This window comes from Rathayibacter sp. CAU 1779, assembly GCF_054551755.1.
The window spans coordinates 520,503-533,033 of the sequence record NZ_JBTOLK010000002.1 but is presented as its reverse complement, the minus strand read 5'-3'; the positions used below and the strand labels follow the sequence as shown (position 1 = coordinate 533,033).

Here is a 12,531-nt window from a genome sequence, read left to right as displayed (position 1 = left end):
GAGGCGTGCCGGACTCACGCGAGCGGGCGCGCCTGCCACCGCGATGCCGGTCGGACCGCCGGGTCGAGTCGTCCGACCCGGCAGCCCGACGGATCAGGCCCGGCCGGTGCCGTCGATCGCGAACGCCTCGATGGCCGCGAGCTCGTCCGTGGTGAGCGGGGCGGCGTGCACCGCGGCGATGTTCTGCTCGAGCTGCGCCACGCTCGACGCCCCGATCAGCGCGCTGGTGACCTGCGGATGCCGCAGCACCCACGTCAGCGCCAGTTGCGCGAGCGACTGGCCGCGCCCGGCGGCGATGTCGTTGAGGCCGCGTGCCCTGACGAGGTACTCCTCGGTGATGTTCTCCGCGTGCAGGAAGACGCTCGTCGCTGCGCGCGAGTCGCTCGGGACGGATCCCGTGAGGTAGCGATCCGTGAGCAGGCCCTGCTGCAGCGGGGAGAACACGATCGAGCCGATGCCCAGTTCGTCGAGAGTCGTCAGCAGTCCGTTCTCCACGTGCCTGTTGAACATGGAGTAGCTCGGCTGATGGATGAGGAGCGGCACGCCCTCCGCAGCCAGCGCCGCTGCGGCGGCTCGCGTCTGATCGGGACTGTAGTTGGAGACGCCGACGTAGAGCGCCTTGCCCTGGCGCACCGCTGTCGCGAGCGCGCCCATCGTCTCCTCGATCGGCGTGTTCGGGTCTGGGCGGTGCGAGTAGTAGATGTCGACGTAGTCGAGGCCGAGGCGGCCGAGCGACGCGTCGAGCGACGACAGCATGTACTTGCGCGAGCCCCACTCGCCGTAGGGGCCTGAATGCATGTGGTAGCCGGCCTTCGTCGACACGATCAGCTCGTCGCGGTACGGACGGAAGTCCTCGGCCAGGATGCGACCGACGTTGCGTTCGGCCGATCCGGCCGGCGGTCCGTAGTTGTTCGCAAGGTCGAAGTGCGTGACGCCGAGGTCGAACGCGCGGCGCACGATCGCACGCTGCGTGTCGATCGGGCGTCCATCTCCGAAGTTGTGCCAGAAGCCCAGAGAAACGGCGGGCAGGTCGAGCCCGCTGCGTCCCGTGCGGCGGTAGATCATCGAGTCGTATCGGTCGTCGGCGGCAACGTGAGTCATGCCGTGAATCGTAGTGAAAGGCCGCGACGCTCGCGGCGGGCCGCACATGTCGTATCGCTCGTTCACACGACCGACTCCTCCTCCACATGCCTCTTTCGCGCGAAGAATCCACGGATCCATGACCGCATCCGCTGCACCGCTGTCCGATTCGTCACAGTGTTCGCAGGTTCGTCGCACTCACGCGGCGATCATCAAGCAGAAGAGGTACCGAGCATGCCAGACACCATCACCGCGACGGGACTCGTGGGGACGATCCCGTCGCTCACGACCGTGGGCAACGGACTCGCGCGATTGACGTTCCGGCTGGGATCCACCCAGCGCAAGTACAACCGCGAGGGCGGCGCGTGGGAGAACGGCGAGACCAACTGGTACACGGTCGTCGCATTCCGTCGTCTCGCCGAGAACGCAGCGGAGTCCATCGCCAAGGGCGACCGTGTGGTCGTCAGCGGACGCCTCCGTGTGACGGACTGGGAGCGCGAAGGACGGCACGGGACAGCTGTCGACCTGATCGCCGAGTCGATCGGTCACGACCTGCTGTTCGGCACGACGACGTTCTCGCGGCCGCAGCAGACGGGCGGCGAGAGGTCGCTGTCGCTGGCCGAATCAGCGTCGTCCGCGCCGACGGAGGTATCCGGCGAAGCACCGCTCGTGGATGCCGACGGCTGGGCGTTGCCCGGAGCCTCGGGAGGCGCCGGCGGCACGTCGGATCGCGCGTCGGATGGTGCAACCGCGGTGGAGGCCTATGCCAGCGCTGCCCAGCATGACGACCACCTCGTCGACTCCGAGGACTCGGACGACGTCGCGTTCGCGGCGCTCGAGCCGCCGTTCTGATCCGGGTCGTGGAGCCGCCGTCCCGAGCCGTGTCGACGGTGACGGTCACCGTGGGACCGGCAGGATGCGGCGTCCCCGGGTGCCCGCGATCACAGGCGACTGGAAGGCAAGTCGGAGACTGCGCACCCTAGACTGCTCTGGCGCCGTCGAGCCGACACACGCGAGCGCAGAAGGGGAGTCGATCCGTGGTCGTTCGCGGGGGCCGGCGCTACGTGCGGATCGGTGTCACAGGCGTGACGGTCGCCGCCGCGATCGTGGCCGTCCTCACCGGATGCACGGCGCCGTCGAACCCGGCGACGTCCCCGACGAGCGGAACGCCTGCCTCCACCAGCACACGGTCGGCGGTACCCGACGTGCTGCCCACCATGGATCCGAAGGCCTCCGCCGCGAAGAACCTGAACTTCTTCGATTACGTCAACAACCGCACGATCGCCGGCAACCAGAACCCGAGCGCTCAGCAGTTCGTCGACGCGCTCGCCGCCGCCGGATTCGCCAAGTCGGACATGCAGATGACCGCGGACAAGACCACGGTGAACCTCGTGCCGGGATCGGTGCAGTTCTCCGTGCTCATCAACGGCGGCTGTCTCATCGGCCAGTTCGGCAAGGACATCGGCGGCTATCACAGCGTCGTCACGCCCGTGCTCTCCACAGGGAAGTGCCTGATCGGCGACACCGTCCCGGTTCAGTAACCGAGGCATCGCTCCGGCTTCCGTGCCGTCTTGTGTGAGGGCCATGTCGGCGCGCTGAGCCGGGCATCCGTGCGGCGAAGTGCGGTGTCCCGCGCCCATAGACTGGAACGCATGGCCGAATATATCTACTCGATGGTCCGCGCCCGAAAGGCGGTGGGCGACAAGCTCATCCTCGACGACGTCACCATGGCGTTCCTGCCGGGAGCGAAGATCGGTGTGGTCGGCCCGAACGGTGCCGGTAAGTCCACGATCCTGAAGATCATGGCGGGACTCGACCAGCCGTCCAACGGCGAGGCGAAGCTCACCCCGGGCTACAGTGTCGGCATCCTGATGCAGGAGCCCGAGCTCGACGAGTCGAAGACGGTACTCGAAAACGTGCAGCAGGGCGTCGGCGAGATCAAGGCCAAGGTCGACAGGTTCAACGAGATCTCTGCAGCGATGGCGGACCCCGAGGCGGACTTCGATGCGCTGCTGGCGGAAATGGGCACGCTGCAGGAGCAGATCGACGCGGCCGACGCGTGGGATCTCGACTCGCAGCTCGAGCAGGCCATGGATGCCCTGCGCTGCCCGCCGTCCGACACCCCCGTGTCAGTGCTGTCGGGTGGAGAGAAGCGCCGCGTCGCGCTGTGCAGGCTCCTCCTGCAGAAGCCCGACCTGCTGCTCCTGGATGAGCCGACGAACCACCTGGACGCGGAGAGCGTGCTCTGGCTCGAACAGCACCTGAAGCAGTACCACGGCGCAGTTCTCGCCGTGACCCACGACAGGTACTTCCTCGACCACGTCGCCGAGTGGATCGCCGAGGTCGATCGCGGCCACCTGTATCCGTATGAGGGCAACTACTCGACGTACCTCGAGAAGAAGCGCGAGCGTCTTCAGGTGCAGGGCAAGAAGGACGCCAAGCTGTCCAAGCGGCTCAGCGAGGAACTCGAGTGGGTGCGCAGCAACGCGAAGGGTCGCCAGGCGAAGTCCAAGGCGCGCCTTGCCCGATACGAGGAGATGGCGGCCGAGGCCGAGCGCACGCGCAAGCTCGACTTCGAAGAGATCCAGATCCCGCCGGGGCCGCGCCTCGGTCAGGTCGTGATCGACGCGAAGAACCTGCAGAAGGGCTTCGGCGACCGCAAGCTCATCGACGGCCTCAGCTTCACTCTGCCCCGCAACGGGATCGTCGGTGTCATCGGCCCGAACGGCGTCGGCAAGACCACGCTGTTCAAGACGATCGTCGGGCTCGAGCCGCTCGACGGCGGAGAGCTGAAGGTCGGCGAGACGGTGGAGATCTCCTACGTCGACCAGTCGCGAGGCGGCATCGATCCGAACAAGACCCTCTGGGAAGTCGTGTCCGACGGACTCGACTACATCCAGGTGGGCAAGACCGAGGTGCCCAGCCGCGCCTACGTGTCGACGTTCGGCTTCAAGGGGCCGGACCAGCAGAAGAAGGCCGGTGTGCTCTCCGGTGGTGAGCGGAACCGTCTGAATCTGGCGCTGACCCTGAAGCAGGGCGGCAACCTCCTCCTGCTCGACGAGCCGACCAACGACCTCGACGTGGAAACGCTGTCCAGCCTGGAGAACGCGCTCCTCGAGTTCCCCGGTTGCGCGGTGGTCATCACGCACGACCGGTGGTTCCTCGACCGCGTCGCCACGCACATCCTGGCATACGAGGGAACGGACGAGAACCCGGCCGACTGGTACTGGTTCGAGGGCAACTTCGAGGCGTACGAGGAGAACAAGGTGCAGCGCCTCGGGCCCGACGCGGCGAAGCCGCACCGATCCGCCTACCGCAAGCTCACTCGCGACTGAGGTGAGAGCAGTGCGAGCGTGCTCGGACTGCCGAGCCGATGGAGTCGGGTCGATGGTTCGATTCCGAACCCCCGCGCCCGAGGTGAGTGCAGTGCGAGCGTGCTCGGATGGCCGAGCCGATGGAATCGGCTCGAGGTTTGATCCGATGAGACGGGAGTGACGTCATGAGGCTGAACGTTCCGATCCGGCTCCGCTGGAGCGACCTGGATGCCTACGGTCACGTCAACAACGCCGAGATGCTGCGTCTCCTCGAGGAGGCGCGCATCATCGCGCTCTGGTCGAGCGGTGACGATGCGCCGTCCGATGTTCCGGGCGATGTCGACTCCGGCGAGGCGCTGAGCGCGAGTACGGCGGTGCTGGACGGACGTCCGGGCGCCGACACGCTGAGCCTCATCGCACGTCAGGAGATCGAGTACCTGGCGCCGATCCCGTACCTGCGTCAGCCGATCGATGTGCAGTTGTGGGTGGGCCGTCTGGGCGGCGCCAGTCTGGAGCTCTGCTACGAGGTGCGGTCGCCCGTCGGTGTGGATCCCGCCACGCTGTACGCCAGGGCCGCGACGACGCTCGTACTGGTGGATGCGGCATCCGGTCGCCCGCGTCGCATCAACGAACGAGAGCGTGCAGCTTGGGCTCCGTTCGAGGAAGCACCGATCGAGTTCCATCGGCGCTGAGCGTCCCGGGGCCGGTGGAGGACGGGCGACGACCCGAAGATTCTCGATCTTCCGCGCCAGGAGACGCCGCCGGATTCGATCTGCGCCGACAACGCGTCAGGCGTTGCGTGCCCGGTGATCGACCGGACGTGCCGCTCGCCCGCAGCGGGTCGATCCGGGCGTCAGGCCTTGACGGTGATGGTGCCGCCGTCGACGGATGCCGTCAGCTTGGTGAGCGGCTTGGCCGCCGGTCCCTGGATGACCGCGCCCGTCGTCTGGTTGAAGCGTGATCCGTGGCACGGGCAGTCCAGTTCCCCGTTGCCGGGTTGGACGACGCAACCGGCGTGCGTGCAGATCGCGGAGAACGCCGCGACGGATCCCTTCTTCGGCTGGGACACCAGCACGGGCTGATCACCGATCTTGGCGGACACCGCCCCACCCACCGGAACATCGGCGAGCTTGACGGTGGTGGATCCGGATACCGTCTCGTTCCCGCCTGCGCTGGTGCCGCCATCCTGCGCGGTGCAGGCCGCGAGGGTTGCGGCGCTCAGCGCCGCTCCGCCGACGAGGGCCGCACGTCGGGTGACCGCGGATCCGGTGCTGGGCTGGTGCGTCACGATTCGTTCCTCTCGCACGTGCGGGTCGATGCACGCGCATCCGTATCCCACGATGGCCGGACTACTTTGGTCGAAGCTGAGTCGAGGGTGAAGCAGCTGGGCCGTACAACGGGTTGCTGACGATCGACGTACTGCCGCGCCCGACGGATGCCGTCGCTAACCGCGGGGGAGGCGGACCATGCCTTCCTGCGCCACGTTGGCCACGAGCATCCCAGCCCGGCTGTAGATGCGGGCGAGCGAGAGCCCTCGACCGCTCGTGGCGCTCGGAGACTCCTGCACGTAGAGGAGCCAGTCGTCGACGCGACTGAACCGGTGCCACCACATGGCGTGGTCGAGGCTCGCGATCTTCAGTCCAGGAGTCGACCAGGTCACGCCATGCCTGCGCAGCACAGGTTCGAGGATGGAGTAGTCACTCGCGTAGGCCAGTGCCGCGCGATGCAGGTTCGGGTCGTCTGGCAGTTGACCGAGCGCCTTGAACCACACCGCCTGATGAGCGACATGCTCGCCCTCGACCTTCAGGTAGACGGGACTCGTCACGTGTCGGAGGTCGAAGGGACGATCGTCGCGCCAGTGCCTGCTGACCGGGTGATCGAAGTCGGCGAGCAGCTCCGAGTCGCTCGGGATGTCATCCGGTCCCGGAATGTCCGCAGGCATGTCCACCTGGTGATCGAGTCCGGTGTCCGGTACCTGGAACGACGCGATCATGGACAGGATGGGCAACCCGTTCTGGTACGCCTGCGTGCGGCGCGTCGAGAACGAACGGCCGTCGTGGATGCGATCCACGGAGAACGTGATCGGCTGATTCACGTCGCCTGGGCGCAGGAAATACCCGTGCATGGAGTGGATCGGACGTTCCGATGGCGTCGTGCGCATCGCGGCGACGACGGACTGGGCGAGAACCTGCCCGCCGAAGACGCGGCCGTGCGGCATCCACTGGCTCGGCCCGGTGAAGATGTCCTCGTCGGTGCGAGCGCCGGTGTCGGTCAGTTCGAGGGCGTTGAGCAGGCCGTCGAGGGGTTGTGTCATGGTGCCTCTCGCGTCTGAGGTTCGGCGGTCACCGCCGGGCCGCAGTGCGGCCGTGCGACCTGTCGCATTCCGTTAGTTTAGACAGGACATGAGTCAGTTCTTCTCCCTCACCGACGCCCTCACCGCCAAGGACCTCCAGGTGTACCTGGGCCGTGCCGGCCGGGTCGAGGATGGTTCGATCCGCATGATCGCCGGATCCGGCGTGCTTGCGGTGTACACGGCGATCCTGTATCCGCGCAGCCTCCTCGACCACATTCCCACGGTGCTGGGACTGCGCACGTTCGCGACGGCTCGCGAGGCGGCGTTCGATGCCGTCGTGCCCACCAGATCGCTGCTCAACCGGTTGGTGCAGGCTGAGAATGCCGCGCATGCGGACGAGAACGGGGAGGCCGAGCCGCTTTCCATTCGGCTTCCGCTGGAGGTCAGCACCGTCACGTGGACGGGGATCACGCCGCCGCGTGGCGGATGGCGCCGGGTCGGCGAGACGTCGGGAGGCGTGCTGCTGGACACTGCTGCCGAGGGCATCGCCGACGTCGCAGAGGCCATCCCGGCTCAGGCGGGCGAGCAGATCGTGCAGCGCGTGCGCGGCGAGGTGTGGGGCAGGCCCATTCCGTCGCTGGAATACGTCGCCGCGGGAGCCGCATTCGCCGCCCACTCGCTCGGCTTCCTCGTGGATCGCGACGAACGGGTCAGCGTCTTCGAGACGGGCCCCTGGACGAGGTTGACGCTGCGCAGGGGCCACGTGCTGGTGAAACGTCCCGCCTGGTCGTTGCGCGGCTGAGGGGCAGACCACTCGGACCCCGTACGCCGGTAGGGGTCGGGACAACCCTGTGGGGTGATGTGCTCGGCCATGCGGCCGCCGTACGGTGCCGTCAAGCGCGGAGATGCCGCCTGAGACGGGACACCGACATGACGGCGATCGTGACCGCAACCGAATCGCGGATCATCAGCACCACAGGGCGACGAGGGGGCACGACCGCTTCCGGACAGAGCGCTTTCGCCGAGATCTCGTCTGCCATCAAGCAGGAAGGTCTTCTTCGCCGCCGACGTGGCTTCTACGTGATGGTCTTCGCCTGCTGGAGTCTTGCCCTGATCGCGGCCATCACGGCGATGCTGGTGATTGGCGACAGTTGGTGGCAGCTCGCGGTGGCGGTGGCGCTGGGTGTCATCTTCACGCAGTTCGCTTTCCTCGCTCACGAGGCGGCACATCGTCAGATCTTCGCCTCGGGCAAGGCGAACGAGCGCGCGGGGCTCGTTCTCGGCAACCTCGTCGTCGGACTCAGCTACGCCTGGTGGATGAACAAGCATTCCAGGCACCACGCCAACCCGAACACCGTCGGCAAAGACCCGGACATCGAGAAGGACACCATCTCGTTCCTCGAGGAAGATGCCGCAGCCAGCCGCGGCCTGGTGCGTCTGATCACTCGCAAGCAGGGCTACCTGTTCTTCCCGCTGCTGCTCCTGGAGGGTGTCAACCTGCACCGTCACGCATTCGTGTCGGCGTTCGGTCGGGGGCGCGTCGCACATCGGTCGTTGGAGATCGCCCTGCTGCTCCTGCGGTTCTCCGCATACTTCGCTCTTCTGTTCGTGCTCTTGCCTGTGCCGATCGCTGTGGTGTTCATCGCCGTCCAGATGGCCGTCTTCGGTCTCTACATGGGTGCGTCGTTCGCGCCGAACCACAAAGGGATGCCGATCATCGCCCGAAATGTCAGGGTCGATTTCCTGAGACGCCAGGTGCTCACCTCGCGCAACATCGCGGGTGGGGCGTTCGTCGACATCTTCATGGGCGGCCTGAACTACCAGGTCGAGCATCACCTGTTCCCGAGCATGCCGCGCCCCGCCCTACGTCGCACCCAGCGACTCGTGAAGGCGTACTGCCTCGAGAACAACGTGCACTACACCGAGACGACGCTGCTGAACTCCTACGCGATCGTGATCCGGTATCTGAATCGCGTTGGTCTCGCCGCCGGCGACCCGTTCGAGTGTCCGATGGTGTCGCAGTATCGACCACGCGACTGATCGACCGCGACAGATCGACCGCGCGACTAGAGGTCAGTCAGGACCCCGCGAGCGGCCTGCCTGCCGGAGAACAGGCATCCGCCGAGGAAGGTGCCCTCCAGCGACCGGTAACCGTGCACTCCGCCCCCGCCGAAGCCGCTCACCTCTCCCGCGGCGTACAGGCCGGGCACGGCAGTGCCCCGCGCGTTCTGAGCGCGGCCCTGCAGGTCGGTCTCGATGCCGCCCAGCGTCTTGCGCGTGAGGATGTGCAGCTTGACGGCGATGAGTGGTCCGGTCTTCGGATCGAGGAACTTGTGCGGCGACGCCACCCGGATCAGCTTGTCCCCGCGGTAGCGCCTGGCGGACGTGATCGCGGTGAGCTGGGCATCCTTGGAGAAGCCGTTGTCGAGTTCGCGATCGTGCTCGACGACGGTGCGCTCGATGGCGTTCTCATCGAACGGAGCATCGGCGATGGCGTGCATTCCGGCGAAGAGCTCCGGCAGGGAGGACGCGACCACGAAGTCGACCCCATGCTGCTTGAACGCCTCGACGGGGCCGGGCGCGCCCGAGCGCACGCGTTGCAGCAACAGCTTGATGTCCTTGCCCGTGAGGTCGGGGTTCTGCTCGCTGCCGGAGAGCGTGAACTCCTTCTCGAGGATCTTCTGCGTCAGCACGAACCACGTGTAGTCGCGCCCGGTCTTCTGGATGTGCTCCAGCGTGCCGAGCGTGTCGAAGCCCGGGAAGAGCGGGGCAGGCAGCCGGTTGCCCTCGGCGTCGAACCAGAGCGACGACGGTCCTGGCAGGATGCGGATGCCGTGGTTCTGCCAGACGGGATTCCAGTTCTGGATGCCCTCCGTGTAGTGCCACATTCGGTCGGCGTTGATGACGCGTGCCCCCGCCTGCTGTGAGATCGGGATCATGCGGCCGTCGACGTGCGCCGGGACACCGGCGAGCATCCGAGCGGGGGGAGTTCCGAGCCGCTCGGGCCAGTTCTCACGGACCAGCTCGTGGTTGCCGCCGATGCCGCCCGAGGTCACCACGACGGCCGGCGCACGGAACTCGAACTCGCCGGTCACTTCGCGGTTGCTCGCGACTCCGCGCTCGACGTCGTCCGGCTTCAGGACGCTTCCGCGCACTCCGACGACGCGGCCGTCCTCGACGATGAGTTCGTCGACCCGACGGCGGTGCGCCACAGTCGCGACGCCCTCGTTGACGCCGCGATGCACCCGATCGATGAACGGTTGCAGGATGCCTGGGCCGGTGCCCCACGTGATGTGGAAGCGCGGAACGGAGTTGCCGTGGCCGCCTGCCGTGCCGCTGCCGCGCTCGGCCCATCCGACGACGGGGAACAGCTTGACCCCTTTGGATCGCAGCCATTCTCGCTTTTCACCCGCGGCGAACTCGAGATAGGCCTCTGCCCACTTGCGCGGCCAGGCGTCTTCCTCGCGATCGAAGCCGGCCGTGCCGAACCAGTCCTGTCGCGCCAGCTCCAGGGAGTCGTGCACACCCATGCGGCGCTGCTCCGGCGTGTCGATGAGGAACAGACCGCCGAACGACCAGAACGCCTGCCCACCGAGGGACTGCGGCGGCTCCTGCTCGAGCACGAGCACGCGCTTGCCGCGATCCAGCAGTTCGGATGCCGTCACCAGTCCCGCGAGTCCGGCGCCGACGATGATCGCGTCGACGTTCGCGGTCGCGGGGGACGGGTCGTCGTGCTGGTCTTCGGGACGGGAAGCGGGCGCGGGGGTGGTGGAGGGCATCCGGTGTCTCCTTCGATCGGATTGCGTCACTGCTCGGTCGCCGGGGCCGGTCGGACGGATCGGGCTGCCCGTCGGCCTCGAGTTGGGCGTATGACCAAGTATCGCCGGTGACGGACCGCCGTGGTGACGTCAGTCCTCGAACGTGTTCACCATCGCGTGGGCTGCGCGCTCCAGGTACGACCAGAGGGTCGCATCCTGCAGCGGAGGCAGGGCGAGTCCGTCGACCGCCGCGCGCATGTGTGCGAGCCAGCGGTCACGAGCCTCCGGGTTCACTTTGAACGGGGCGTGCCGCATCCGCAGCCGGGGATGTCCGCGCAACTCGCCGTACGTCGTCGGCCCACCCCAGTACTGCTCGAGGAACATGCGGAGACGGTCGGCGGCCGGGCCGAGATCCTGCTCCGGATACATGGGTCGCAGCACCGGATCGTCGGCCACCCCGCGATAGAACGCGTCGACCAGACGCTGGAAGGTCTCCTGCCCGCCGACCTGGTCGTAGAAGTTGCCCTGAGCGGGCTCGCCGCCGGCGGACATCCGCAGCGTGAGCGGTGCTGCCGTGGCAGCCGGTGTGCCGTGTGCCGTCTCGGACAGCGGGCTCTCGTCGTTCGTCGCGCCGACGGGCGTCTCGCCCGGAGAGTTCGTGAGGCTCACGGTCGTCCTTCGTCGTGGTGGTCGCTCTGAAGGCCTCGTTCCCCCGGAGACGGGTTGCGCGGGGCAGGGCCGGCATCGTGCCCCGATGTCGGCTGCGGCCGCGTGATCGCCTGCGGGTGCCGGGCGGTCGTCGGCTTCTCGGATGCTGGTGACTCTGATGCCCGCGATCCGGTGGCGGACGATCCGGATGCTCGCGCGGTCGCGTCCCGTCCCGCGGCGGTCCGCGCCGAGGTCGTTCCGGGTGTCGCCGTCTGGACGCTCGCCTTTCCGCGCCGCCGTTTGGCCTTCGGCTCTTCGGTGGTGACCACCGGGTTCGGGCGCGTCCGCGGCGGATGCGCACCCGAGATGCTCGCCGCCCCGTCGAATCCGGTGAGCACCACGTTGGTGAGCGATGGAAGCTTGACGCCCATCTCGTCGAGCGCATCCTTGAGGCGCTTGCGCAGTTCGCGGGCCACGTCGTCTTTCGCCGTGGTGCGTGTCTTCAGCACCACTCGCAGCACGACGGCGTCGGGCGTGACGGACTCGATGCCCCACAGCTCGGGCTTCTCGACGATGCGGGACCGCCATCGGGGAGAGGTCGCGAGCTCCGTCGCGACCTTCACCATGCGGTCCTCGATCGCGTCGACGTCGCTGTCGTAGGGCACGGCGAGATCCGTGATGACCCGAGCCCAGCCCTGTGACATGTTGCCCACGCGCAGGATCTCGCCGTTGCGCACGAACCAGAGTGTGCCGTTGACGTCGCGGATCTGCGTCACCCGGATGCCGACGGCCTCGACGATGCCGGTGGCCGGCCCTAGGTCGACGACGTCGCCAACGCCGAGCTGGTCCTCCATGACCATGAAAAGCCCGTTCAGCACGTCTTTCACGATGTTCTGTGCGCCGAAACCGAGTCCGGCGCCGACCGCGGCGCTGAGCAGTGCGAAAGATCCGAGGATCTCCGAGTTGATGGTGTAGACGACAAGCACGATCGCGATGATCGCGATCACGACGTTCACGATGTTGCTGAGCACCGTGCCGAGTGTGCGGGTGCGCTGGACCACGCGAACTGCGGCGATCGGCGAGGCGGTGAGGGCTTGGGTGTCGTCGACGTTCTGCTTGTTCTTGACGCCGGAGACGATGCGCCGCACGACCCGGCGGATAACGAATCGCAGCAGCCACGACGCGAGGAACGCGAGAACGACGATGACGGCGATCCACACGAGCTTCCAGCCGATCGCCGTCAACCCGCTGAGCACGGTCTCCCAGAATGTCGGGTCGGTCACTGCACTGACGTCGGGAGTAGCGGAGGTGAAGATCATCGTGTCCGAGTGTAGTGAGCAGGTCTGGCGCATCCTGGACAGTCGCTAGGCATTGCCTGTCCGGCCGCGGCGCTCACGAACTCGTGAGCCGAGCACCGAAAGAGCCGAGCACCGAAAGA

Annotated in this window: 12 protein-coding genes; 6 read left to right on the top strand and 6 right to left on the bottom strand. The window is 67.2% G+C overall.

Going from position 1 to position 12,531, the window contains the following annotated elements; translation table 11 throughout:
- Positions 1–93: 93 nt before the first annotated feature.
- A complete protein-coding gene (locus tag ACX9R5_RS13415; RefSeq protein ID WP_459409526.1) occupies positions 94–1,101 on the bottom strand; it encodes an aldo/keto reductase in 1,008 nt (335 codons plus the stop codon).
- A gap of 213 nt (positions 1,102–1,314) precedes the next feature.
- On the opposite strand from ACX9R5_RS13415, the gene ACX9R5_RS13410 reads away from it, so the two are divergent.
- From ACX9R5_RS13410 to ACX9R5_RS13395, 4 genes are all read left to right on the top strand, one after another.
- A complete protein-coding gene (locus tag ACX9R5_RS13410) occupies positions 1,315–1,932 on the top strand; it encodes a single-stranded DNA-binding protein (protein ID WP_459409525.1) in 618 nt (205 codons plus the stop codon).
- 185 nt (positions 1,933–2,117) lie between these two features.
- Positions 2,118–2,621 carry a DUF6993 domain-containing protein gene (locus tag ACX9R5_RS13405; protein WP_459409524.1) on the top strand — a complete coding sequence of 168 codons (504 nt, stop codon included), beginning with the start codon at positions 2,118–2,120 and terminating at the stop codon, positions 2,619–2,621.
- 111 nt (positions 2,622–2,732) lie between these two features.
- Positions 2,733–4,415: an energy-dependent translational throttle protein EttA gene (ettA, locus tag ACX9R5_RS13400; RefSeq protein WP_459409523.1), complete on the top strand. Its 1,683-nt coding sequence runs from the start codon at positions 2,733–2,735 to the stop codon at positions 4,413–4,415.
- A gap of 164 nt (positions 4,416–4,579) precedes the next feature.
- The gene (locus ACX9R5_RS13395; protein ID WP_459409522.1) at positions 4,580–5,086 is read left to right on the top strand and encodes an acyl-CoA thioesterase; all 507 of its coding nucleotides are present in this window, start codon (positions 4,580–4,582) and stop codon (positions 5,084–5,086) included.
- A 161-nt stretch (positions 5,087–5,247) separates the two neighbouring features.
- Here the strand turns inward: ACX9R5_RS13395 and ACX9R5_RS13390 are convergent, their stop codons facing one another.
- Together ACX9R5_RS13390 and ACX9R5_RS13385 are read right to left on the bottom strand one after the other, a co-directional pair.
- The gene (locus tag ACX9R5_RS13390) at positions 5,248–5,682 is read right to left on the bottom strand and encodes a QcrA and Rieske domain-containing protein (protein ID WP_459409521.1); all 435 of its coding nucleotides are present in this window, start codon (positions 5,680–5,682) and stop codon (positions 5,248–5,250) included.
- 156 nt (positions 5,683–5,838) lie between these two features.
- On the bottom strand, positions 5,839–6,708 hold the full coding sequence (locus ACX9R5_RS13385; RefSeq protein WP_459409520.1) for an acyl-CoA thioesterase: 870 nt from the start codon (positions 6,706–6,708) through the stop codon (positions 5,839–5,841).
- Between the two features lie 88 nt (positions 6,709–6,796).
- On the opposite strand from ACX9R5_RS13385, the gene ACX9R5_RS13380 reads away from it, so the two are divergent.
- Together ACX9R5_RS13380 and ACX9R5_RS13375 are read left to right on the top strand one after the other, a co-directional pair.
- Positions 6,797–7,489 (top strand): hypothetical protein, encoded by a 693-nt coding sequence (locus ACX9R5_RS13380; protein ID WP_459409519.1) that lies wholly within the window; start codon positions 6,797–6,799, stop codon positions 7,487–7,489.
- A 140-nt stretch (positions 7,490–7,629) separates the two neighbouring features.
- The gene (locus ACX9R5_RS13375) at positions 7,630–8,727 is read left to right on the top strand and encodes a fatty acid desaturase family protein (protein WP_459409518.1); all 1,098 of its coding nucleotides are present in this window, start codon (positions 7,630–7,632) and stop codon (positions 8,725–8,727) included.
- Positions 8,728–8,753: 26 nt separating this feature from the next.
- Here the strand turns inward: ACX9R5_RS13375 and ACX9R5_RS13370 are convergent, their stop codons facing one another.
- The 3 genes from ACX9R5_RS13370 to ACX9R5_RS13360 form a co-directional block, all read right to left on the bottom strand.
- Positions 8,754–10,466: an FAD-binding dehydrogenase gene (locus ACX9R5_RS13370; RefSeq protein ID WP_459409517.1), complete on the bottom strand. Its 1,713-nt coding sequence runs from the start codon at positions 10,464–10,466 to the stop codon at positions 8,754–8,756.
- Between the two features lie 129 nt (positions 10,467–10,595).
- Positions 10,596–10,997, bottom strand: a complete 402-nt coding sequence (locus ACX9R5_RS13365) for a globin (RefSeq protein ID WP_459409687.1) — start codon at positions 10,995–10,997, stop codon at positions 10,596–10,598.
- 113 nt (positions 10,998–11,110) lie between these two features.
- On the bottom strand, positions 11,111–12,412 hold the full coding sequence (locus ACX9R5_RS13360) for a mechanosensitive ion channel family protein (RefSeq protein ID WP_459409516.1): 1,302 nt from the start codon (positions 12,410–12,412) through the stop codon (positions 11,111–11,113).
- Between the last annotated feature and the right edge of the window lie 119 nt (positions 12,413–12,531).